The organism is Nitrospira sp. Nam74, from assembly GCF_965152615.1.
The window spans coordinates 3,937,669-3,960,258 of sequence record NZ_OZ224220.1; the positions used below are offsets into that span (position 1 = coordinate 3,937,669).

The 22,590-nt window shown below is 55.4% G+C and carries 22 protein-coding genes; 8 read left to right on the forward strand and 14 right to left on the reverse strand.

Annotated features, from left to right (window positions below; all coding sequences use genetic code 11):
• Positions 1–137: 137 nt before the first annotated feature.
• From ACWHYZ_RS18570 to ACWHYZ_RS18610, 9 genes are all read right to left on the reverse strand, one after another.
• Entirely contained in the window at positions 138–935 is a 798-nt protein-coding gene (locus ACWHYZ_RS18570; RefSeq protein ID WP_447984159.1) for a HEAT repeat domain-containing protein, read from the reverse strand.
• 62 nt (positions 936–997) lie between these two features.
• Entirely contained in the window at positions 998–4,084 is a 3,087-nt protein-coding gene (locus tag ACWHYZ_RS18575) for an efflux RND transporter permease subunit (protein ID WP_447984160.1), read from the reverse strand.
• A 213-nt stretch (positions 4,085–4,297) separates the two neighbouring features.
• Positions 4,298–5,449, reverse strand: coding sequence for an efflux RND transporter periplasmic adaptor subunit (locus tag ACWHYZ_RS18580; protein WP_447984161.1), 1,152 nt, complete (start codon positions 5,447–5,449; stop codon positions 4,298–4,300).
• The gene (locus tag ACWHYZ_RS18585; RefSeq protein ID WP_447984162.1) at positions 5,446–6,666 is read right to left on the reverse strand and encodes a TolC family protein; all 1,221 of its coding nucleotides are present in this window, start codon (positions 6,664–6,666) and stop codon (positions 5,446–5,448) included. The genes ACWHYZ_RS18580 and ACWHYZ_RS18585 overlap by 4 nt, the downstream gene beginning before the upstream one ends.
• A gap of 237 nt (positions 6,667–6,903) precedes the next feature.
• Positions 6,904–7,989 carry an ABC transporter substrate-binding protein gene (locus tag ACWHYZ_RS18590; RefSeq protein WP_447984163.1) on the reverse strand — a complete coding sequence of 362 codons (1,086 nt, stop codon included), beginning with the start codon at positions 7,987–7,989 and terminating at the stop codon, positions 6,904–6,906.
• Between the two features lie 2 nt (positions 7,990–7,991).
• Positions 7,992–8,771: an ABC transporter permease gene (locus ACWHYZ_RS18595; protein ID WP_447984164.1), complete on the reverse strand. Its 780-nt coding sequence runs from the start codon at positions 8,769–8,771 to the stop codon at positions 7,992–7,994.
• The gene (locus tag ACWHYZ_RS18600; RefSeq protein WP_447984165.1) at positions 8,768–9,571 is read right to left on the reverse strand and encodes an ABC transporter permease; all 804 of its coding nucleotides are present in this window, start codon (positions 9,569–9,571) and stop codon (positions 8,768–8,770) included. The genes ACWHYZ_RS18595 and ACWHYZ_RS18600 overlap by 4 nt, the downstream gene beginning before the upstream one ends.
• 83 nt (positions 9,572–9,654) lie before the next feature.
• A complete protein-coding gene (locus ACWHYZ_RS18605; protein WP_447984166.1) occupies positions 9,655–10,743 on the reverse strand; it encodes an ABC transporter ATP-binding protein in 1,089 nt (362 codons plus the stop codon).
• Positions 10,744–10,765: 22 nt separating this feature from the next.
• Positions 10,766–11,029 carry a hypothetical protein gene (locus ACWHYZ_RS18610; protein WP_447984167.1) on the reverse strand — a complete coding sequence of 88 codons (264 nt, stop codon included), beginning with the start codon at positions 11,027–11,029 and terminating at the stop codon, positions 10,766–10,768.
• 94 nt (positions 11,030–11,123) lie between these two features.
• Here ACWHYZ_RS18610 and glgC point away from each other — a divergent pair, with 94 nt between their 5' ends.
• The 5 genes from glgC to ACWHYZ_RS18635 all read left to right on the forward strand — a co-directional run bounded on the left by glgC (position 11,124) and on the right by ACWHYZ_RS18635 (position 16,548).
• Positions 11,124–12,362 carry a glucose-1-phosphate adenylyltransferase gene (gene glgC / locus ACWHYZ_RS18615; protein ID WP_447984168.1) on the forward strand — a complete coding sequence of 413 codons (1,239 nt, stop codon included), beginning with the start codon at positions 11,124–11,126 and terminating at the stop codon, positions 12,360–12,362.
• Entirely contained in the window at positions 12,337–14,193 is a 1,857-nt protein-coding gene (locus tag ACWHYZ_RS18620; RefSeq protein ID WP_447984169.1) for a helicase-related protein, read from the forward strand. The genes glgC and ACWHYZ_RS18620 overlap by 26 nt, the downstream gene beginning before the upstream one ends.
• Before the next feature lie 84 nt (positions 14,194–14,277).
• On the forward strand, positions 14,278–15,327 hold the full coding sequence (locus tag ACWHYZ_RS18625) for a DEAD/DEAH box helicase (RefSeq protein WP_447984170.1): 1,050 nt from the start codon (positions 14,278–14,280) through the stop codon (positions 15,325–15,327).
• A 49-nt stretch (positions 15,328–15,376) separates the two neighbouring features.
• Positions 15,377–15,829: a hypothetical protein gene (locus ACWHYZ_RS18630; RefSeq protein ID WP_447984171.1), complete on the forward strand. Its 453-nt coding sequence runs from the start codon at positions 15,377–15,379 to the stop codon at positions 15,827–15,829.
• 194 nt (positions 15,830–16,023) lie between these two features.
• Entirely contained in the window at positions 16,024–16,548 is a 525-nt protein-coding gene (locus tag ACWHYZ_RS18635) for a hypothetical protein (protein ID WP_447984172.1), read from the forward strand.
• 30 nt (positions 16,549–16,578) lie between these two features.
• On the opposite strand, the gene glgA is transcribed toward ACWHYZ_RS18635, so the two are convergent.
• The 4 genes from glgA to recO form a co-directional block, all read right to left on the reverse strand.
• Entirely contained in the window at positions 16,579–18,117 is a 1,539-nt protein-coding gene (gene glgA, locus ACWHYZ_RS18640) for a glycogen synthase GlgA (protein WP_447984173.1), read from the reverse strand.
• Positions 18,117–18,620: a hypothetical protein gene (locus ACWHYZ_RS18645; protein WP_447984174.1), complete on the reverse strand. Its 504-nt coding sequence runs from the start codon at positions 18,618–18,620 to the stop codon at positions 18,117–18,119. Before ACWHYZ_RS18645 ends, glgA begins: the two co-directional genes overlap by 1 nt.
• Positions 18,621–18,733: 113 nt before the next feature.
• A complete protein-coding gene (locus ACWHYZ_RS18650; protein WP_447984175.1) occupies positions 18,734–19,090 on the reverse strand; it encodes a gamma-butyrobetaine hydroxylase-like domain-containing protein in 357 nt (118 codons plus the stop codon).
• Positions 19,091–19,169: 79 nt separating this feature from the next.
• Positions 19,170–19,976, reverse strand: a complete 807-nt coding sequence (gene recO / locus ACWHYZ_RS18655; RefSeq protein ID WP_447984176.1) for a DNA repair protein RecO — start codon at positions 19,974–19,976, stop codon at positions 19,170–19,172.
• 101 nt (positions 19,977–20,077) lie between these two features.
• On the opposite strand from recO, the gene ACWHYZ_RS18660 reads away from it, so the two are divergent.
• The 3 genes from ACWHYZ_RS18660 to ACWHYZ_RS18670 all read left to right on the forward strand — a co-directional run bounded on the left by ACWHYZ_RS18660 (position 20,078) and on the right by ACWHYZ_RS18670 (position 21,757).
• Positions 20,078–20,938: a M48 family metallopeptidase gene (locus tag ACWHYZ_RS18660; protein WP_447984177.1), complete on the forward strand. Its 861-nt coding sequence runs from the start codon at positions 20,078–20,080 to the stop codon at positions 20,936–20,938.
• Between the two features lie 94 nt (positions 20,939–21,032).
• Positions 21,033–21,275 carry an Lrp/AsnC ligand binding domain-containing protein gene (locus ACWHYZ_RS18665; protein WP_447984178.1) on the forward strand — a complete coding sequence of 81 codons (243 nt, stop codon included), beginning with the start codon at positions 21,033–21,035 and terminating at the stop codon, positions 21,273–21,275.
• A 26-nt stretch (positions 21,276–21,301) separates the two neighbouring features.
• Positions 21,302–21,757, forward strand: a complete 456-nt coding sequence (locus ACWHYZ_RS18670; protein ID WP_447984179.1) for a hypothetical protein — start codon at positions 21,302–21,304, stop codon at positions 21,755–21,757.
• 1 nt (position 21,758) lies between these two features.
• On the opposite strand, the gene ACWHYZ_RS18675 is transcribed toward ACWHYZ_RS18670, so the two are convergent.
• Positions 21,759–22,184: a PilZ domain-containing protein gene (locus ACWHYZ_RS18675; RefSeq protein WP_447984180.1), complete on the reverse strand. Its 426-nt coding sequence runs from the start codon at positions 22,182–22,184 to the stop codon at positions 21,759–21,761.
• Positions 22,185–22,590 lie beyond the last annotated feature (406 nt).

Here is a 22,590-nt window from a genome sequence, read left to right on the forward strand (position 1 = left end):
ACGACGTGAATCGAATGATAATTTTATAACACAGCGCCTTGAATCAATGCAAAATAGAGCCAGACACTCAAAACGTAGGATTAAGCAAATACGGACTCACCATCTCGCATTTCATTGATCATTTCGCATGGAACGCGCTACTGAGCGAGCTTTTTCGATTTCCGCGGTTCCGGCAATTGAAACGTCTCTTTATTGGCATTCCACCAATCGCTCCACTCCTGCGTCCAGTCCATCCGGTCTTGTTTCGTGGAGCTGTCCCAATCGTGCATCTCGGTGTCATAGCGCGTCAGGGTCCACAGTGAATTCACGGCGGTCAACGAGACAAACCGTTCGTCATCAGGAAGCAGACTGATCAACACCGGAATGACAGCCTTTTGCCGAACATAGCGGGACTCAAAGGCAGCCGCTTTCCGGATCGACCCGTTCGGATCCTTCGCCATGACTTCAATGGCGGGAGGGACGAGCGAAGGATCGAGCCGGACCGCCACGCGCAAGGCATGTTCGCGAATTTTAGGCATTTCATTCGGATCCTTCGCGACCGTAATCAAGGCAGGCACCACGCTCGGGTCTTTCATAATGTGCAAAGTCTCGATCGCATTGTAGCGAACACGCGGCGACGGCATCGTCAAAGCCTTCACCAGGACCGGAGACACGGCCGGGCCCAGATGTACGAACTCGCCGATCGCCCAGAACTCCTGTTTGCCCTCCAGCATCGGTAAGAGGGCTTCCGCGCGTTTTAACTCGTCGGGACCCAAAGGCTCGTTTAGCGGAGGGATCGAGGTATCCGGAGCGGTCTGTGGTTTCGGCGGCGCTTCAAACGGCATCTGCACCAGCCATATCTGGGATGCTGCCGTGGCCACACCGCCAAACGTGAACATCAAATAGCTGAGGAGCGCCAGGGATCCAATTCGAAGACGCAGGGCATAGTTCATCATCGATACTTCCTTCCTGTCCTGTGGACGTGCACTTTCATCGTACCAGGTTCCCATCGTGACCACTACTCGTGCCCTCCGGCGTCCCCGCACTTCGTGCCGGCCCGTATGACGATCTGATAAAGAACGGGAAGCACCACCAGAATCAACACGGCCGCGGTCAACATCCCGCCGACGACGACTCGCGCGAGCGGCTGTTGCGCTTGCGAGCCAATCCCGGTCGCGATGGCTGCGGGGAACAGGCCAATGGCTGCACCGAGCGTGGCCATCAAGACAGGCCGCATTTGCACGTCCGCGCCCTTCAAGATCGCTTCTTGCAGTGGAAGACCCAACGTCCGGTTCTCGCTGATGCGAGAAATCAGCAGGACACCCCCGAGAATAGCCACCCCGAGGGTGGAGATAACGCCTACGGCAGCGGAGATACTGAAGGGGGTACCGGTCACGACCAAAGCCAGGATGCCCCCGATCAAGGCAAACGGCACAGTCGCCAGCACCAAGAGGGCGTCGCGAAGGGAATTGAAGGTGACGTACAACAAAAAGAGAATGACCAAGAGGCTGATCGGTACGATGAGCGTCAGTCGTTTCTGTTCCCGCTTCAATTGATCGTATTCTCCGGCCCATTCGATGCGATAGCGTTCCGGCAATTGGATCTCTTTCGCGACACGTAGTTGAGCTTCCTCGACCGTCCCCGCAAGATCCCGCCCGCGAACACTAAATTTGATGGGGATATATCGCTCGTTATTCTCACGATAAATAATAAAAGCTCCGGTCTGAACCGAAATGGACGCGAGTTGCTTCAAGGGAATCCGGGCCCCGTTTGGCGTGCTGACTTGAATATTGCCGATCACGTCCACGTTCTGACGATACTCGTGTTGGAACCGTACCACGAGATCGAACCATCGTTCGCCTTCGAACACCCGTGTGACGGCCTGGCCGCCGATGGCAGCCTGAACTACCGCGTTCACATCCGCTACTTGCAAGCCATACCGGGCGCAGGCGTGGCGATCCACTTGAATGAGAAGATTCGGCTGCCCCATCAGATGGAAGATCCCAAGGTCTCTCACCCCGCGGATGTCTTTCATGATCTTTTCGATCTCAACCGCCTTCGCCTCCAGCACTTTCAGGTCCGGTCCAATCAGCTTGATTGAATTTTCACCTTTGACCCCGGACATCGCTTCTTCAACGTTATCCTGAATCACCTGTGAGAAATTGAAGGTCACACCGGGAATAGCGGCCAGTAAATGCTCGATCTCCTCAATCAATTTCTCCTTACTCGGGACGTCGGGTCGCCACTCTTTGAACGGTTTCAGATTGACGAGGAACTCGGCGTTAAAGAAGCTGGTCGGATCTGTCCCGTCGTCAGGGCGACCAAGCTGCGAGACTACGGTCACGACCTCCGGAAACTGACGAAAAATGCCTCGCACTTGAGTCGCGATCTGAGACGCCTCCTGAAAGGAAATGTCGACCGGCATCGTCGCCCGGACCCAGAGATTCCCCTCTTCCAACGCCGGCATGAATTCGCCGCCGACAAACTGCATGGCAATGAGCGTGAGCGCAAGTAAGAGGACCGCCGCCCCCACGACTAGGACCTGGTGGTCCAACGCCCATTGCAGCACCGGCATGTAGGTGCGACGAATGACCCGCACCACCGAAGTATCTTCTTCCTTGACTGGACCGGCGAGTAGAAAGGAACTCAATGCAGGGGCAAGGGTAAACGCCATGATGAGGGCACCGAAGAGTGCAAACCCATACGTGATCGACATGGGTGCAAAAATCTTCCCCGGTACGCCGGTCATCGTAAAGAGAGGGATGAAGGCCACGACAATAATCGCGGTCGAAAAGAAGACCGGCCGCCCGACGTGGCGGGCAGCGCGCATGATGACCTGGGGTGGCGTTAATCCCGGCGCGCGATTATGCCCCAAATGGTAAAATACGCTTTCGACCATAATGAGCGTAGCATCCACGATGATGCCGAAATCGATGGCGCCTAATGAGATCAGATTGGCCGATTGCCCGATCATCACCATCATCGCGAACGTAAACAGAAGAGAGAAGGGAATGGTCAGGGCTACGATGAAAGCGGCCCTCAAATTTCCCAGGAAGAAGAAGAGGATCACGAAGACCAGGACGACGCCGCTAATCAAAATATCCCGGACTGTTTCAACCGTCGTATGAATGAGGACGCTGCGATCGTACACCGGCTTGAGCTGCACGCCTTTCGGCAATTTCCACGAGTTGAGTTCATCGGCCTTTTTCTTGACCTGATCGAGCACGCTCAGCGCCACCGCCCCGCGCTGAAGCAGCACCACGCCTTCGACGACGTCGTCCCGATCGTCGATTCCGACTTTTCCCAATCGAACCTGATGGCCGACACTGACCTGTCCAAGATTTTTCACAAATATCGGGGTGCCGTCTTTTTCCGCCACCATCACGTTCTCGATATCGTCCAAGCTGTCGATGAGACCGACTCCGCGGACGTTATAGTTCTGGGCGCCGATGGTTAAATAGTTCCCACCGACATTCGCGTTGCTGTTGGAGAGCGCCGTGATGACCTGGGGCAGATTCACCCCATACCCGAGCAATGCGCCCGGATTCAAATCGACATGATATTCCTTCGTCGTGCCGCCGAACGCGGTCACATCGATCACGCCCGGCACTCGCTTGAACTCCCGCTTCAACTGCCAATCTTGGATTGTTTTAAGATCGGTCAGGCCGGTTCGTTCGCCGATCATTTCATAGCGATAAATCTCGGCGAGTGCCCACCACGGCGAGAGCATCGGCCGAACATTTTCTGGAAACGCCACCATTGCCAGGCGGTTGAGGACCTCCTGGCGATCGAAGAAATACTCCGTTCCGAAATCAAAGTAGATCTTAATGTCGTTCAATCCGAAGATGGAGATCGAGCGGATATCGGTTGCCCCCGGCATCCCGGTGAGCATCACTTCAACTGGAATGGCGATTTGCCGCTCGATTTCTTCTGCAGAGAGTCCGGGAAACTGCGTGATGACCTCAACCATCGGCGGGGAAGGATCGGGATAGGCCACGACATCAAGGGTGTGAAAGGCGTACAGGCCCCCGAAGAGCATCGCGAGACCGAGGACGCAGACCAACAACCGCTGAGCGAGCGCAAACTCGACGACACGAGTAATCATCGTGTTCGGCTCGGAGTGTCAGTGGGGTGAGGCGAGGCGACAGAAGCAGGATAGAAAAGACTGCGCGGGCGAGGCGCGCCATACCAGCCCGTCAAATGGACCTCCGGCGAAATGATGCCGACCGCCGTCTGACCATGCGACGTAGGCCAGGCGTCTTGTACACGGGGCGAGGCGGATCCGGACGCAAGGACTCGAAAGGAACTGGTGCTGACGTCACCCCTTGACCTCATTGCCTTTCAGCAGAACCGCCCCTTTAGTCACGACCCGATCGCCGGGTTTCAATCCACGGAGAATACGAAGGCGGTCGTCCGAGGGGCTTCCAACTTTCACTTCCTGCTTCATATACGTGCCGTCCAATTGTGCGATATAGACAAATTCCTTTCCATCGATTTCCAATACCGCTTCCTTCGGAACGGAAATGAATTCTTTTCCTTCGCTGATATCGATATGCAGCCTCGCAAACATTTCCGGCTTGAGCTTGCGTGAGGCATTGTCCACCCAGGCGCGAACTTTGATCGTGCGGGTGTTGGGATCGACCACATCTCCGATCGCCGCGACAGCCGCTGCAAATGCCGCGTCGGGATAGGCCTCGACGCTGACCACCGCGGTGAGGCCGGGATGGATGAGATCGAGATCTCGTTCATAGATGTCCGCCACGACTTGCAGCGTGTCGAGGTCCGCAACGGTAAATAACACCTGAGAGGGATCCCCACCCACGGACTGGCCCGGGGTCACGGTGCGTTCAACCACTGTTCCGGTCAAAGGACTGCGCATCTGGAATCTGGAGGTGATTTGTTGCTTATCGATCGGCTTTTCCAATTCATCAGCCGGCACACGTAAAGAAAGCAGCCGTTCTTTCGCACGACGGAATTCCGCTTTGGCCTTCACCAGATCGTTTTCGGCCTGCTTGAGGTCTTTCAATGCCAGTGCCTTCGTCTCATAGAGATCCTTGGCCAACTCATACGCTCGGATCGCATATGTCAGGTCGGATTCCTCTTTGATGAATTCCGAGTAAGCTTGGGCAATATCAGGGCTGTCCACGATCAAGAGAATGTCCCCTGCCTTGACCCGGTCGCCTAACCTTGCTCGGACTTCAAGGACTCGTCCTTGCACAGGAGAAGAGATCTTGGAATAACGATCCTCCCCATAGGCGACCTTGCCGGCTAAGCTTAACTTCGGCTTGTCCTGACTCGCCGAGACGACCGCCGTCTCGATGTGGCTCGCTGCGTCGGTCGGCTGGCGGGAGTCCGATTGAACGGTTGGGGTCGCAGCATTCGACGCCCCCGGCTCCTCATGTTTCCCACACGCAAATGGAAGCAGCACGACAAGCAGTGGCAGACACAGCTTCTGATATATCGTGATCATGTAATCTCGCGGCCCACCGCGCTCTCCAGTTGGAAGATGTTGCGCTGGTAATTATACAGCGTCTCGATATAGTTCTGTTGGATTGTGCGTGATGTTCGAGCCGCATCCAGTAGGTCCAAGATCGTTGCGCCCCCTCGCTCGTACGCTTTTTCGACGATCGTCAGCGCCAGCCGTGCATCTTCTAAGACACCTGCTCGATACGCCTCCACTAACCGTCGACTTTGAATGAGGTTCCGATACGCCACATCGACTTCACTTTCCACTTGGATGAGGGTCTTTTTCAGGTCGGTTTCCGCCACTTGAGCGGCGATTTCGGATTGCATGATGCCGCCTTGATTCCGGTTAAAGATAGGCAACGGCACATTGAAGTTGAGGACCGGCATCTGAGGAAGGTCGGGTCCGCGGGCTCCCTGTACCGCATACCCCGCACCGATGGTGATGTCCGGATAGCGATACGCTTTTGCTAATTTCAGATCGGCAAGCCGCTGCGACTGCGTCAGTCTCTTGGCGCGGATGTCGGGTCGCGCGTCCATGGCCACTAGCCGCAATGCATCGATGTCCGGCTCAACTCGGTGATAGTCTAACTCGGTCGTGAGCAGCAGCTCGACGGCGGGCGTGATGCCGAGGAGTATGCGCAACTCCGCACGCCCCTGATCCGCTTCTTGAATCGCTTGAATAACCTGCGCTTGAAAATCGACAATCTGAAGGCGGATGCGAATGAGATCCACTTCCGCAATGTAGCCCTTTTTGAACCGGATCGTATTGATTTCCAAAATACGCGCAAAGCGGTCGCGATTCTCCTCTGCAATTGCCAGTCTTCGCTGGGCCAACTGAACTCGGTAATAGGCATCTTTCAAGGTAAACCCGAGCTGGCGAATTGCGTCCTCAAAATTGGCTTCCGCCGATTGGGCACCGAACGCCGCGCTTTCGATTCGATAGCCGCGCTTACCGGCCATTTCAAACAGCTGCTGAATTTGGGGGTTGATCTGCCCGCTGTTGGAAGGAGTCAAGCCCTGCGTGAAGGAGGCCATGGTGCTCACGATCAGCGTAGGATTTGGAAATAACCTCGCGGTGATTTGCTGACCTTTGGCTGTATCGATTCCAAAGCTCGAGATAATTAAGTCAAGGTTCTGACGAAGGAATACGGCAATGGCTTCGTTTAAGCTCAGTCGTAACACTGGAGGGAGTGTGGTGGCAGCTTTGGCCGGACCGTCCACGACTCTGATCGTATCGGACGATGCGAAAATTGAACCGGCAAAGAATATTGTCAGCGTGCTGAGAAAAAAGGCTATTCGTGAAACGTTGAGGATTGACGATAGCAACGATTCGTTCGTATGGACCATGTCAATTAATGTACGTGGAAGTCATAGGGCCACTCGTGCTAGCCTGCAACTCAACATTATACCTGGGTTTTCGGATGCTTGAAACAAAAAGTCTATGTGCACAAGACGCGGCTAGTGAAGCTTCAGTTCCGTCCACCCTCGATCGTACAGCCTGATGGTCTCGCCCAGGTCCTCCATCCACTCCAATCGTTCAAAGGCGGACTCCGGCGGATAGACGGCAGGATTCTCTTGCAGTTCTGGAGTCACCAAGGCCTTCGCCTCTCTATTGGATGAAGCAAAACGCAAACGGTTTGTCGTCTGAGCCGCCACCTGTCTATCCAGCAAATAATTAACGAATCGCATGGCAAGCTCTTTGTTGCGAGACGATTCCAACACCACTAGACAATCGGACCAAATCGTTCCACCCTCCTTCGGGATGATATATCGAATGGATGGGCGGTGGACCGCGGCCCGCGCCACCGCCCCACCCCACCCGTGCGCCAGGATCACTTCTCCCGAAGCCAGCAGTTGATCATAGTTTTCACTGGTATACGCTTTCACCAATGATTTTTGCTGCAACAGCTTGCGCTTGGCTTTCTCGATGAGCATTGGATCCCGACTGTTGATCGACGCCCCAAGGGACCGTAATGCCATGCCGAAGACCTCGCGCTGATCATTGAGCATGCTGATGCGTCCCTTGTACCGCTGGTCCCACAGCACATCCCAACTGTCGGGAGGAGCGGCCAGGACGCTGGAATCATATCCTATTCCGACCGTCCCCCACAGGTACGGAATCGAGTAGCGGTGATCGGGATCATACGAGAGATGTTGTAGACGATCCAGAAGCAGACCGGCATTCGGAATGCTCGCGAGGTCTAACTCAGCCAACAAGCCGAGCTTCCTCATAATAGACACCATAAAATCGGAAGGAACGGCTACATCATAGCCCGTCGCACCGCTTTGAAGTTTGGCAAGCAACTCTTCATTGCTGCCGAACGTATCCACGACGACCTTGGCCCCTGTCTGCCGTTCGAACTCCTCGATAAGCTCGGGCCCCGCATAATCAGACCAGGTGAAGTAATAGAGCGTCTGCCGCCCCTGAGGAGTCCTCTTAGTCCCATCCTCGGACGTCGGCTGACAGGCGAGGAGAAGGCACAATGCAACATTGACAATGCAAAATTGAAGGAGGGGACTCGGATTTAGTTTTGCGCTGTGCATGCTCAATTTTTAATTGCGCCGCGGCGCTGGAGCGCGGCGGCGGCGGCGACGAGCATCATGGAGATGACGACCAATACGGCGGATAGCGCGTTGATTTCTGGCGAGACACCCGATTTGATCATGGAATACACTTTCAGCGGCAACGTGGTCGACCCCGGTCCGCCGGTGAAAAACGTCACGATAAAATCGTCCAATGAAATGGTAAACGCCAACAGAATGCCGCCGAAGATTGCGGGTGCAAGCAAAGGAAGAGTCACACGGCAGAACGCCGCCCATGGTGTCGCCCCAAGGTCATACGCAGCTTCGAGGAGATGGGGGTCCAGTTTTCGCAATCGCGTACGGATGATCACCATAATGACCGGCACATTAAATGCCGCATGGCCGATCGTCACCGTTACGAGACTGAGCGGCCATTGTATGGTGACAAAGAACAGCATCAGGGCGACGCCCAACATGACTTCGGGAACTATAAGCGGCATGAGCATCGCGCCTTCAATGACCCGTTGCTTCCGTAACGAAAGCGACTCCAACCCGACGGCGGCCGCTACCCCAAGAATCGCGGCAATAACAGTCGACGCCGCCGCGACGAGCATACTTTTCTCAACGGCCAGGATCAGCGCGTGATCGAACATCAGTTCGCGATACCACTGAAGCGTGAAGCCGCTCCAGGTTGCTGTCAATCGAGAGGCATTGAATGAAAAGACGATCAAAATCAGAACCGGCCCATAGAGAAAGAGCACATTAGCCACACTGATCCCGAGCAGCCAACCGCGGGGTTTCATCGTCGCTCCTCCATGCCCTCGAATACGCCTCCACGCCTGAGGTATGTCATCACGCCGATGACAACGAGCGCCATCAAGACAAACGCAATCGCCGAGCCGAACGGCCAATCCCGAATGACGAGATATTCGTGTTGAATCAAGTTTCCTACCATCATGGTTTTCGCGCCTCCAAGCAGATCAGGAGTGATATAGGCGCCGACGGACGGAATAAATACCAAGAGGCATCCGGCGATCACGCCGGGCTTTGTCAATGGAAAGATTACCCGCCAAAACACCGACCAGCCATTCGCATACAGATCCCATGCCGCCTCGACGACGGACCGATTCAACCGTTCAATGGCTGCGTAGAGCGGTAGGACCATGAAAGGCAGGTAGCCGTAGACCAGTCCGATCAGTACCGCCCAATCGGTATAGAGAATCTCAACCGGAGTGCGAATCAGCCCCGCTGCTTGCAGCATGGTGTTGAGCAAACCTTCCGTCCGCAAAATAAACATCCACGAGTACGTCCTCACGAGGAAATTCGTCCAAAACGGAATGATCACCAAGAGCAGCCAGACACCTTGCCAGCGCATGGGCGCGCGCGCGATGAAGTAGGCAAGCGGATACCCCACCAGCAAACACATGGCGGTCGTCGCCGCGGCAAGCAGCAAGGAGCGCCCATAAATCTGTAGATACAGCGGATCGACAATCATCGTGTAATTCGTGAGACTGAACGACCATTGCACACCGCCGTAGGGCCCTCGTGACGCAAAACTGATCGCCAAGACGAGCAGGAGCGGAAGAAGGAAGAAAACCAGCATCCACAGCAGGGCAGGAACAAGCGGCCAAGAGGAACGCCAATCACGTCTAGGGTGGTATGAGGACCCGGGGGCCGATCGATCATTCACTCGATGAGTGCCACTCCATCAATGGCGTTCCATCCTACATAGACGGATTCCCCAGAGGCGAATTCTTTCTGGTCGCCTCGTGCGTTTACTACTCGAGCAGTCCAGACTATGTGATCGGCGAATCGGAGCCAGTAGTACATATCGCTTCCATTGTAGACGGCCTTGTCGATGCGGGCCGATACGACATTGTCGCATCGGGGTTCAAGGGCTTCCCGGGACAGATGTACTCGCTCGGGTCTGATAACCAGCATGATCCGGGTTCCGACCGTCAGAGACGCCTGATACCGGGCGACGATGGGCGCCAAACCAGGGACCTGAACCCGACACACGGAAGCCTCAACCGTCTCGACTCGCCCAATGAGCTGGTTGGAATGGCCGACAAAGTTGGCCACAAAGAGTGAGCCCGGTGATTCATACACATCTCTCGGAGACCCGATCTGCAGAATCCGACCGTGGTGCATGACGGCCACACGATCCGACATGGTCAGGGCTTCTTCCTGGTGATGCGTGACACAGATGAAGGTGAGGCCGACCTGTTCCTGGATGGCCTTGAGCTCGAGCCGCATGTCCTGGCGCAACTGCTGATCCAATGCACCGAGCGGTTCGTCCAAGAGCACGACGGCGGGACGGTTCACGAGCGCCCGAGCTAAGGCGACTCGCTGTTGCTCACCACCCGATAGCTGCCGAGGAAAGCGGTCCGGCTTATCCTGCAACTTGACCATTTCAAGAGCGGCTCCCACACGGGCGCTTACTTCAGAGGGGGCGACGCGGCGCATTTCGAGCCCGAAGGCCACATTCTTGAACACGGTCAAATGCGGAAACAAAGCGTAGTTTTGAAAGACGAGGTTGACGGGACGATGGTTGGGGGCGATACCCCGCATCGAACGGCCTTCGATCAGAATCTCTCCATGATCGGGTTGCTCAAACCCCGCCAGCAAGCGCAACGTCGTCGTTTTACCAGACCCGCTCGGGCCGATCAGGGAAAAAAATTCGCCCGGCTTGATGAAAAAAGAGCACCGGTCGACCGCCAGGGTTGCGCCGTGGTATTTGGTGAGATCTCGTACTTCGACGCTGTACGTGCCCAATGAGGACGGCTGCTGAAGTGAATCAGGATTCTGTGTGCGCTCGCTTGCGGACTCGCAAGCGATGCTGATGTTGACGGACCATCTGACGGCGCAAAAGTTCGCGATCCTCTGCGACGATGCGGACGACTCGATCGGCATCCTCCGCATGATCGCGCACCAACTCAGAGAGTTTTTGCACTTGCCTCTCCAGTCGATCCAGCCGCCACAATACTTCCTGAAGTTCGGCCGGCACCAAGCTATTCTTCACTCCGCGAGCCGGTTTCGTCGCCACTGCGCTTTTGGCCATCTGCTCCTCCTTCAACTTCACTAGCGCTAGTATCCTTATCAATCGCCGACGTGTCAATCTTTCTATTTATGGATCATCCTGTTAGAATTCGGCAATGAAAAACGTTTTTACGATGATTCTCGCGGGTGGAAAAGGCGAGCGGCTCAACCCCCTCACGCAGTACCGAGCCAAACCCGCCGCCCCGTTTGGAGGGAAGTATCGAATTATCGATTTTACCCTGAGCAACTGCCTGAACTCGGGGATTCGGAAGATCGCCGTCCTCATCCAATATAAATCTCATTCCCTGGATCGCCATATTCGAACGGGCTGGAACATTCTCAACGCCGAACTGGGGGAATACATCGCCTCTATCCCGCCTCAACAGCGCATCAGTGAAGATTGGTACAAGGGCACGGCCGATGCTGTTTATCAAAATCTCTTCCTATTGGATAATGAACAACCGGAATACCTCCTCGTCCTTGCCGGGGATCATATCTATAAGATGAACTATGCTGAGATGTTGGATTATCTGCAGGAAAAGAATGCCGATGCGATCGTAGGCGCGATTGAATTTCCGGTCTCCGAAGCCAGTAGTTTCGGCGTCATCAGCGTGGACGAGGACTATCGGATTCTCAGCTTCGATGAAAAACCGGCACATCCTAGGCCAATGCCAAACGACCCGCAGCACGCGTTCGTCTCGATGGGCATTTACCTCTTTAGAACCCAGGCCATTCGCGAACGGCTCATCGAGGATGCGACGAAGTCCAGCCCGCATGACTTCGGGAAAAATATCATCCCACGCATGATTCAAGAAAACCGCGTCTTTGCGTATAAATTCCAAGATAAGAACAAAAAAGCCGTCAAATATTGGCGCGACATCGGCACCCTGGACGCGTATTGGGAAGCCAACATGGATCTCGTCGCCGTGGATCCGCTGTTCAATCTTTACGATCAAAATTGGCCGATCCGGACCTATCAGGGACAGTTCCCTCCGGCTAAATTCGTCTTTGCGCAGGACTTTGACGGCGGCCGGATGGGCGTTGCCTTGGATTCCATCGTCTGCGGCGGCTGTATTATTTCAGGCGGCCGCGTGCAAAACTCCGTGCTGTCGCCTAACGTCATCGTGCACGATCATGCCGATGTCCGCGAATCCGTCGTTATGGAAAATGTCGTCATCGGCGAACGTGCCCGGATTCGACGCGCCATCATCGATAAAGATGTCATCATCCCGCCGAAGACCGAAATCGGCTACGATCGCGAGGCAGACCGACGCCGATTCACGGTGACGGACTCGGGTCTTGTCGCCATTTCCAAGGGAATGAAGTTGCATGCCTCCGTCCATTCACCCGGTTGACCTGATCACCGCTCTTCGTCACAAGCATCTCACCCCCGCCATCGTCTTTTTGACTTCGCGTCGTGCCTGCGATGAAGCCATCCAAGCCTTTCAACGCAACCAGGCCGTGTTGCCGCCGGCCAGGCAGCAAGCGATAGCCGAGGCACTCGATCATGTGATTGCGCAGTATCCCAGTATTGCGGAACACCCCCTCTTGCGCACCGTCACTCAAGTCGGCGTGGCGGCGCATCACGCCGGTCATCTGCCGTCATGGAAGATCGCCGTTGAGGAACTGATGCGGCGGGGCTGTCTGGATGCCGTGTTCGCGACGACGACGCTCGCAGCGGGGGTGGACTTTCCCGCGCGGACGGTCGTGATTACCCAATCGAGCGTCAGAAAAACGAGGGACATTACCGAACTGACGGTCGGCGAAATCCAACAACTTGCCGGGCGCGCCGGCCGTCGCGGGAAAGATCAGGTTGGATTCGCGATCATCACGCCGTCCCCTTATATCGATTTAAACGTGCTGACGAAAGGGCTAACCGGCAAACCGGAGGCGATTGATAGTCAGTTCGTCATTTCCTATCCAATGGTGCTGAACCTCCTGAAGGCGCATCCGCTGGATCATATTCAGTCGATCCTGGCCAAAAGCTTCGCGCAATTCCAGCTAAATCGGCGCTCGGACGCGCTGGAGGGAAAACTCGACGTGCTGCGCGACCAAATAGCGCCGTACGGCCCACGCGTCTGTACCGATTGGATCACCCAGTGGCAAGCGTTCGATCATGCGCGTAGGCAGAAGGCACATCGCATTCAGGTGAAACGACGCGAACCACCGGAACTCGCGGCCAAGCTTCACTTTCTCTCACCAGGCCGTGTGGTGGGATTTCCAAAAGGACGAGGGGTCGTGCTGCGTGTCTACCGAAGTCGTGGGCAGCGACACCCCATGGTGACGGTCCTCCGCCCGGGCGGCTCAATCAGCGAGTCACCGGCAAATATGATTACACTGATTTACGATCGCGTGCTCGATGTGGCGGAAGCCCCGGTATATCCCTGGTGTACGCCCGCCAGTTTGGAGAATCTTACTCTTCAGGTGTCAGAACTGCCGACGCGCCTGCCGATTCTGCCGATGTTGGTTCAGCCTGAACCGGAAGAGAGCGAGGTGACGGAAACCCTGGCTGAGGAGTTTCCATGTCCCACCTGTCCCTCAAAGCCGGCATGCCGTAAAGACCATGCCGTCGCGCTTCGTATTCGGCAGGACATGCATCGCCACACAAAAATGATTCAAGCGCTTCGAACCGGACTCTGGCACCGGTTTCAAGCCAAGGCAGAAGCGCTCCAACAATTCGGCTACCTCACGGCCGCGTGCCAATTAACCGAGGCGGGAGAATGGGCCAGACTCATCCGTATCGATCATTCGCTCCTGATCACTGAACTGATTCGTGCCGATGCATTTAGCGCGGTGGAGCCTCAGATTCTGGCCGCAGCTCTCGCCAGCATTGCGCACGACGACGATCGGCCGGGAGCCTTTCCACGGATTACCTCCGGCCTTGCGTCTCTGCTGGGGCAAGTCAGACAATTGGCCCAATCCTTGGCACCGTATGAAGATCCGCCTTTGCTGCGAGCCGACGTCGCAGCGCTGGTCGAGCGATGGATCGGCGATCCCACGATCACATGGATCGCTCTGTGCAAATTGACGACGATGGCGGAGGGCGATATTTATCGCCTTCTGGCCCGCACCCTAGAATATCTCTCCCAGGTGCACCAACTGCATGCCACTCACCCGGGACTGTCCGACACTGCGGCGAAGGCCATTAAAGCGTTACGTAGAGGCGTGCTGGAGGAACTGCCGTAACAGTATCACAGAGCCACAACGTCTAAAGGCCTCATGTCCGAAGACCTTGCGACTTGAAGACTCTTACACGGGACGGACAAAAGAATGACGACTGACGAACTGGAACAGGTTCTGGCACAGCAGCCTGTAAGCCGGTTGCATCGGCTGGCGCACGGGCGGGTTCATCGGCATTTCCGTTTGGGGAAACGTCGACTTATCGAAGCACTGCTACGTCATTCCGCAGAAAATCGAGCAGGCCTGGAATCGGATCTGTCCATCCTGGTGCAGGAAGACGTGGCGCGTGGGGGACGGCCCGAGCCGCACCGCAAGCCTTCCCCTGCCCTTCGCGACTCCATCGCTCACCCTCATATGGCGACGCAAGATGGTGGACGAGTAGATCCGCCGACAGATCTGACGGAGTTTTTATCCGGCATCGGAGTGCCACCGCCACAACCCTTTGTGCCTGACCCTTGGCAGGAAGAAGCCTTGGAATGCCTCAAGACGACCGATGTGGTCGTCAGCGTGCCCACCGGCAGCGGAAAGACGTATGTGGCGGTTGAAGCCACGAGACGGGCTATTGACGCCGACCGCACGGTCATCTATACCTCTCCCCTTAAGGCTTTGTCCAACACGAAGTTTACCGAATTTACAAAGATCTTCGGGCGCGATCGCGTCGGGATCTTAACGGGAGATCGACGAGACAATTCTCAAGCCCCGCTCTTGATCATGACGACCGAGATTCTCCGCAATTTGCTTTACGATGCGGCGGGAGGCGAAATCGATCTGCGTCTGGATACGCTCGGCCTTGTGATCTTGGATGAGTCGCAATACATCGCCGATCCGGAACGCGGGGTGGTGTGGGAGGAGACGATTATCTTCAGCCCAGCCCAAGCCCGCTTGCTACTCCTTTCCGCATCTATCGGCAACCCGCAGGACATTGCCGATTGGCTGACCAGCATTCGGCCGACGCCTTGCCAGCTTATTCAACACCAACGCCGTTCGGTGCCCTTGCGTGCCGGGTACCTACATCCAAACGGAAAGTTGGCCCCGCTGTTTAGAACCGCCAGAATTCCGAAGGGCCCGCATCCACCGCTCCACCCCGACGCCAAACGCCTCTTCTCCCAATACGAAGACGACTCGGTGCGATCGAGATGAATTGCGCGGAGATTCGAGGAGCCATAGGTTAATCAGGCCGGAGATTCCGATGGAACTAAACATTGGCTCGAATATTTATCGCAATGCGAATGGCGTTCTGAAACTGGAGGGCAAGGAACAAGTCGTCATCGAGGTCCGTGGCGATTCCCCGCAACTCTTTATCACCGCGGATCTCTACGATGCGAAAGGCACACAGGTGGCGCACTTGCGACGCAATGTATGGGCGTTTAATTTCAAAAGCCGCTTCGAACTTGAGACGAGTCTCGCCTTGTCGCTCTTCACCTATCCAACGTGGGTCAAGATTGTTGACAAGGAGACGGCGGAAACGGTGTTCGAAATCAGTCTCCTGAAAGAAGCGACGGTGCAGATCGCCAATGGCCGCCTCTACAGTCATAAAGGACAAGTCCTCGACATCACGCCGCATTGTTGGCGCTTCCCGCAATGCCCCGCCATGTTTGGCAGTGTCCAAGATATTCGTGGAGGGGCCGTCATCATAGGCTAAATATAGGCTGAACTCACGACTGCCATGGCATCGACGGACTGTATACAAAACACAACAGACGTGTGGTTTTGCAACGACATTCGCACATCAATCAAAACCAAAAGCCGTGATATCAGCCACTTAGGTTGAACCATGCTCGGCATCCGTCTTGCTGAATCCTCACCTATAGAAGCTACAGACTTAGGAGCCAATCGATGAAGGCAGGGTGGTTACTCAGCGTAGTGTTGATATTGTCGGGGTGCCAAACGACGGCTCCCATCGCAAAATCCGCCACGCTCGACAATACGTCCTTTATGGGCATGTGGAATATGTACCGCCATTGTGAGGCTGCCTCTGATATAGACGTGATGCGCTCGGATGCATACCATCTCGATTCAGTCGTCCACCAAGCAGTCACCGGCATGGGCCATGATGTGGCGCTCCCACAGGTTATGAAGCGCTGGATCTCAGAACCTGCCAACCGACTCGCAGTCGATCCGAAGGCCATGGCGGCGGCTTGCAGCCTCCATACCGGACAAGCCGCCCTATCGGCGGGGCGATATGAGCTCGCGGACGAGATGTTCCAGGTGGTGCTGGGTTACCCCGAAGGGATGTATCCTTACTATATTAAGCAAGCTCGAGAGGGCCTGGCTCAACTCATGGAAGCGAATACCTCCGAGACGGCTGCTTTATCTTCATCCTTTACTGCCATTCTCGCATCGAGCACCCCAAGAAAATAATCGATCCTCCTTGCCCGCCACTCATACCGTTTAGAGGCTACCACGGACATCGCTCAGCGTCCGTCGATAGATGTCTTCATAGGCTTGCGCAGAGCGCGCCCATGATACATCGGTCTTCATGCCGGCCTGCATCAGTCCTCGCCACTCTGACCGGTCTCTGTAGACCCGTAGTGCCAGCAAGACGGTATTCAGCAGGGCGTCAGCAGATGCTTCTTCAAACATAAACCCGGTGGACCGCCCTTGTTTCATGGCCATCGGCGTATATGAAACCACGGTATCGGCAAGCCCCCCCGTCCGTCTGACAATGGGAATGGTCCCGTACCGGAGGCTGTACAACTGGTTCAATCCGCAGGGCTCGTATCGTGACGGCATTAAGAACAGGTCGGCGCCGCCCTCTATCCGATGGGCCAGCCCCTCATTAAACCCGATTCGCAGGCCGAGCTGCCTTGGATAGGCGGCATGCAAGGACCGCCATTGTGCTTCGGCCGACGCGTCCCCTGTGCCGAGCAATACGAACTGAAGATCCAGGCTCATGACTTCAGGAACAATCTGCATCACGAGGTCCAACCCCTTTTGCGAGCTCAATCGGGACACCACCGCCAACAGCGGCACATCTTTCACCGGCAACTTCATCTCACGCTGGAGCGCACGCTTGCATTCCCGTTTTCCACTAAGATCCATAGCAGAATACCGAACAGGCAGATGTGCGTCGGTGGCGGGATTCCAGACATCGGTATCGATGCCATTGACGACTCCGACGAGTCGATCCCGTCGTTCGCGAATGAGGCCATCCAGGCCGAACCCGAATTCCGGAGTCTGGATTTCACGGCTATAGGTCTGACTCACGGTTGAGAGACAATCCGCATAGATCAAACCACTTTTCATCACATTACATGACCCATAAAACTCCAGACCGCTTGGTGTGAACAAACTCGGCGGCAACCCGGTCTTTGGATAATCTGAAGCCGGAAAGAGGCCTTGATAGCCGAGATTATGAATCGTGAACAGAGTTCCGATCCTATGGCGCTGCGTATAATCCAGATACAGGATTTTTAGATACGCAAGGCAGAGGGCCGTTTGCCAATCATGGGCATGTATCACATCAGGTACCCACTGGGCTTTATCCTGAAACTGCAAGAGCAGTTGCATCACCGCTCGGCAAAAGAATGTAAAGCGTTCCAGGTTATCTGGATAATCCGCTCCGGACTCCTGGTAGAGTCCCTTTCGAGCAAAATACGCGTCATGGCGGATGACGAAAACCTGGGCCTGTTGAGTAAGCGGCAGGGTAGAATCCGTCAGCAGGCCGTGCTCCACAACCGCCTCTGTCGGCCCACCCGCGGTTGGAACGATCAGCCGATCCCACGATGACAGTCCGTGCGTGGAGGCCTCGATCATGCTATAGCCTGGAACAACGAGCGACACACGATGGCCCAGGCAGGCCAATTCACGAGGAAGAGCGCCCGCCACATCAGCGAGTCCTCCCGTTTTCGCAAACGGAACTGCCTCAGAAGCCACGACGAGGATATTCAGCGGTTGGCGTTGGTGAAGAGATGAACCAGTGTGCGGCATTACGGCTTGGGAGGCACCGACAAGTCGGTCTCAAGACGCGTCTTAAAGATCGCTTCGTGTTGCCAATTCTTACCGATCTCATGAATTTGGGCGGCGCTCAATTGCTCTCGATAGACGAGATGGTCGTTGATAAAGCCAAGTAGTTGTCCTCGATCGACATAGCCCAAGAAAACCGCCGGTTCAGAGACAACGGACGCATCCCAGCCGGCAGGAACTTCACCCAAAGGGGCGCGAAAACGAGGCACGTAATTCCCCGTTTTCACAGGATAGAACTGCGTATTCTCCTGATGCACGTATGTCGGCTTGCCCCAGGTTTCAAGGAACGCTTGAATGGTCAAGACCTGAAAAGGAAGAGTGTTCTTACGAATATGGGCTTTCTGTTCCTCCAACGGCACTCCACATCCTTCAAAGAAAAGGAGAAGAACGGCCGCGAGCCCGAATAGAGACAAAGACCATTGTGTTTTGAAGTCGACGGGAAACCGACGGCTTATTAGGATGTTCAAAAAGGCCTTCCAGCGGGGCCGCAGCGAGCGAAAAGCCGAGGCGTACCCTTTGAGGTGCATTGAGGCTTTGTGGGATGCGAGAACAAAGCTGGGGGCCTTTTTCAAGATCCTCACTAAAGTAACCGCTTGCTCCTGGGCTCCACCGGTTTTACCGGCTGACAGACGTCGCACTGGCACATCCGCCTGAGCCAGGTATAGGCGTACAGCCCGGTATCGTGCCCGTCACTCCACGTGATCTTAAAGGCATAGCGACCGACCGGTTCGATATCCATGAGCATGATAAGGAGCGGCACCTCGTCGGGTTTAATGCGCAGCTCCCCCGTCCACTCATCAGTGCAGGCGGCACAGGGGCAATGTTGGCGAAGATATCGCACCGGGTAAACACCCTTATGCCCGTCATTCCATTCAATGCCGAGCACGCCCTTCTCCAGCCACTCCATGTCTTTGGGTTCAAGCGGGGCTTGGCTCACAGTAACTCCACAAAATGACTGTCCATTCAAGCTCTCGACACTATATCGCACGCCTCCTAGCGGCACAACCGTCCCTCCCTCATCGAAGCCCATAGGCCGGTTCATGGCGCTCGGCGACCAAGAAATCCATCGGCGGGAGGCGCTTGCCTGCTACCACCGTGATATATGCTTCCATCGCAGACTCTAATTCCATTCGAACTTGACCGGTCGCTTTCAGACGAGTCAGGACGGATGGTGACCATTGCAATGCGTGCTGAAGCATCGCACGGCTCCCCGGCGACATGGGCAGGCACCGCCCAGAGTAGCGATGGCCACAGGCATGACAGACCAGCCCACCCGACTGTGGGGAAAACCACAGAGGTGAATCAGTCCGGATTTTTTGAAAGACGACCCCGCATCCCGCGCAGTGTTCGGTCTGGGGTCGAAATCCGGTTTGTCCCAATAGTCGGACCTGAAGCAACAATGTCATCAGCATGGTATCGCCGCCGCCTTGCAACGCCCGCAATCCATTGAGCAGCGTCTCGAAAATCAATGGGCAGGGATCGCCCTCGGCCGTAATCGCGGTCACGAGATTGACCAGACGCGCACCTGCCGACATCAGCGTGAGATCTTCTCTGAGCTCCGTAAAGGGTTCGTGTATATCGGCCTGGGTCACACGATACAGCGAATCGTGGGGCTTTTCGAAGAGATTGAGATCAGATGAGACGAACGGTTCCAGGGCACTTCCGAACCGGCTTTTCACACGCCGTGCGCCACGCGCAACACCACGCACTTTCCCTAAGCGGAGGGTATAAAACGTGACAATCCGATCCGCCTCTCCCCACTTTCGGCTCTTCAGCGTAATAGCGGGTGTCTTCAACAGAGCCATACCTCTGTGGTCTATCATGAATGCCCCTCTCCCGCAAGCCACAGTCCATGTGCCACCGGTCCTTACCATATTCTGGCCTCCGCTCCATGCAATATGATACAGTCCGAAGCGTGACAAAGATGTCTATACCAATGCGCGGGGCCACCGTCTGCCGATGCTTGATGATCATCCTGTTGGCAACTCAGTACACGGGTTGTGAAACGAATCCGTATACCCATCGCACTCAGCTGTTGGCGGTCCCCAAAGGATATGAGATGAATCTCGGGACTCAAGCCTATGAACAAGTATTGCATGACCCCAAGGTTCAGATTTCTCGAGATCCACGAGAAGTAAATGCCGTCAACCGTGTCGCGGACAATATTATTCGGGCAGCGAAAGCCTCCCGCTATGCGGACACCGCGAAGGAGTTTGCATGGGAAGTCAGCGTGATCAAAGACGACAAAACCAAAAACGCGTTTGCATTACCGGGAGGAAAGATTGCCGTCTATACCGGTATTTTCCCGATCGCGAAAAACGAGGCCGGACTGGCGGCCATTATGGGTCATGAGGTCGTCCATGCGCTGGCTCGCCATGGGGCCGAACGCATGAGCCAGGGCCTGTTGGCGCAAGCGGCTGTGGTCGGGGCGTCACTCGGAGCAGCGAGTCAGGGAGTCAATCCTCAGATCGCCCAATTAGCGGGCGGTGCGCTGGCCAATTATGGATTCATTCTTCCATTTAGCCGAAAACATGAGTCTGAAGCGGATTATGTGGGGTTGCTTCTGGCTGCTCAAGCCGGCTATGACCCTCGAGAAGCCGTACACGTGTGGGAACGTATGGAAGCCGCTGGAGGGAGCCAACCTACAGAGTTTCTTTCTACTCATCCCAGCCACGGCACGCGAATCAAGCAACTGGAAGAACACATGCCGGAGGCGCTCGCGGTGTATCAGAAAGGCCCTCAGGCGGCCGCAACCGAGCTGCCACCAATCGGCAGTTCGCGCTAAGCCGCCTTACCGGATGTTGACTTACATAGACCATTCCGCTAGGGTGTTCGCCGCATTTCGCGGCCTGTAGGGACGGAATTGCAGGGGGAAACGAATGTCTGACCGCGCCTATGTGCTCATCAATGTCCTGCCTGGCCAAACGTTAAACGTCATTAACTCGTTGACCGAAATCAAGGAGATCAAGACGATCGATACATGTTGGGGGAAGCCCGACATCTTTACCATTGTCGAAGTGTCCGACCAAGACGCACTGTCAACGTTGGTTTTGACGAGAATTCATTCGATTGAGGGTGTCGCTCAGACAGATACGCACTTGGTATACCGTCTGAAAAAGTAGGTGCACTGAACGACCGGCAGTGTTGTATGCCAAGGAACGTGATACGAGCAATCCTATTCTTCTTCGCCGCTCTCTTGTTCGTGGGCTGTGCAAGCGATTACTCCACCCGGTTGCTTGATTCGACAGATACCGTGCTTGCCGCTCCTCTCGACCAAGTTAAAACAACGCTCATCTATGTCTTGTCGGCAGACGGCTATCCGGTTCGGGATGGTACGGATGACGATCGGGTGGTGATGACGGGTTACCGCCGGGAGACCCAGGGATTGTGGGACTGGTTGTTGAAGACTCGCTTTGGAGTCGGGCGCAGCAAGGTGGAAGCTACGGTATCGCCAGACTCACAAGAGACGACCCGGGTGACGATCTCCGTCATTTACGAGGCCAAGGACCACCTATGGTCAACCTGGGAAGAAACAACTCCTCCTCCACACCGCAGTGCAACCTTGCATCTACGCTCGGTCAAAAAAGCGCTCGGGCTTCTATAAGTTATTCCAGCGCGCAGGCATACATTTCGAAGATCCTTAGCAGGCCCTGCCCTCGTTTAATCCCGCTGTAGTGGTGACAATCGACTCTGTCGTTCGCGAGAAACTGTTCCAAACGCTTTCTACTCGGCTGCGAAATACTCAGAAATTCCACTCCAAACCGTCGCTGCGCCGACCATCGCACTGCCGCCAATTCAATATCGACGGGATTCAATTGATCCGGGAGCGACAGACTCACCCCGACATAGGCACCGGGAATGACATCCGTAATACTTTCCACGCCACAGCCCCACGACGATACATTAAAGATTTTCCCGTTGCCGACATGTCCCTCCCCTTCGAACGTGACAGAGCCTCTCGCTTCCACACGAGGGCAACGACGTAGATCAAGCGAAGCATTGAGGTGGTTTATTCTTTCGGTGTATCGCATTGTTCCTCCTGTGGTACCGGCCGGCACGGCCAGGCGTCATACCTTTTGGCGCGCTCCGCAGATGGAGCAAGAAGCGATCCTCCGAGGTGGTCGTAGATGGAAGGAAGACAACTCAGCGAAACTCCATGGGAAGCAGGCTCATTCTAAAGGAAGGGAGACAACCCTATACTGTATACTTCGTGCTGGTGCAGGATAGGTGGCGTTATAGTCCGTTCGCCCGACACTCGCTGTGTCGATGGAGCCACAAGCATGACCTATTCGTTCAAAACTGTAGCTCCCTCTAAGCGTCTGAAAGGAAAAGGCTATATTGGAGAAGCTTGAAAGAGGGAAGAAGCAAGACCGTATTTGTACACAACCTGAATTTTATCGTTCATTCGAATATAAGTACTTTTAACTCGTATTCGTA

Excerpts from the sequence above, each read along its gene's own strand:
- ACWHYZ_RS18670 (WP_447984179.1), top strand. The coding sequence starts at position 21,302 with ATGCCAAGGAACGTGATACGAGCAATCCTATTCTTCTTCGCCGCTCTC.
- ACWHYZ_RS18630 (WP_447984171.1), top strand. The coding sequence starts at position 15,377 with ATGGAACTAAACATTGGCTCGAATATTTATCGCAATGCGAATGGCGTT.
- ACWHYZ_RS18595 (WP_447984164.1), bottom strand. The coding sequence starts at position 8,771 with ATGAAACCCCGCGGTTGGCTGCTCGGGATCAGTGTGGCTAATGTGCTC.
- ACWHYZ_RS18625 (WP_447984170.1), top strand. The coding sequence starts at position 14,278 with ATGACGACTGACGAACTGGAACAGGTTCTGGCACAGCAGCCTGTAAGC.
- glgC (WP_447984168.1), top strand. The coding sequence starts at position 11,124 with ATGAAAAACGTTTTTACGATGATTCTCGCGGGTGGAAAAGGCGAGCGG.
- ACWHYZ_RS18600 (WP_447984165.1), bottom strand. The coding sequence starts at position 9,571 with ATGCTGGTTTTCTTCCTTCTTCCGCTCCTGCTCGTCTTGGCGATCAGT.
- ACWHYZ_RS18570 (WP_447984159.1), bottom strand. The coding sequence starts at position 935 with ATGATGAACTATGCCCTGCGTCTTCGAATTGGATCCCTGGCGCTCCTC.
- ACWHYZ_RS18665 (WP_447984178.1), top strand. The coding sequence starts at position 21,033 with ATGTCTGACCGCGCCTATGTGCTCATCAATGTCCTGCCTGGCCAAACG.
- ACWHYZ_RS18610 (WP_447984167.1), bottom strand. The coding sequence starts at position 11,029 with ATGGCCAAAAGCGCAGTGGCGACGAAACCGGCTCGCGGAGTGAAGAAT.
- ACWHYZ_RS18635 (WP_447984172.1), top strand. The coding sequence starts at position 16,024 with ATGAAGGCAGGGTGGTTACTCAGCGTAGTGTTGATATTGTCGGGGTGC.
- ACWHYZ_RS18580 (WP_447984161.1), bottom strand. The coding sequence starts at position 5,449 with ATGATCACGATATATCAGAAGCTGTGTCTGCCACTGCTTGTCGTGCTG.
- ACWHYZ_RS18675 (WP_447984180.1), bottom strand. The coding sequence starts at position 22,184 with ATGCGATACACCGAAAGAATAAACCACCTCAATGCTTCGCTTGATCTA.
- glgA (WP_447984173.1), bottom strand. The coding sequence starts at position 18,117 with ATGCCGCACACTGGTTCATCTCTTCACCAACGCCAACCGCTGAATATC.
- ACWHYZ_RS18620 (WP_447984169.1), top strand. The coding sequence starts at position 12,337 with ATGCCTCCGTCCATTCACCCGGTTGACCTGATCACCGCTCTTCGTCAC.
- ACWHYZ_RS18660 (WP_447984177.1), top strand. The coding sequence starts at position 20,078 with ATGTCTATACCAATGCGCGGGGCCACCGTCTGCCGATGCTTGATGATC.
- ACWHYZ_RS18590 (WP_447984163.1), bottom strand. The coding sequence starts at position 7,989 with ATGCACAGCGCAAAACTAAATCCGAGTCCCCTCCTTCAATTTTGCATT.
- recO (WP_447984176.1), bottom strand. The coding sequence starts at position 19,976 with ATGATAGACCACAGAGGTATGGCTCTGTTGAAGACACCCGCTATTACG.
- ACWHYZ_RS18575 (WP_447984160.1), bottom strand. The coding sequence starts at position 4,084 with ATGATTACTCGTGTCGTCGAGTTTGCGCTCGCTCAGCGGTTGTTGGTC.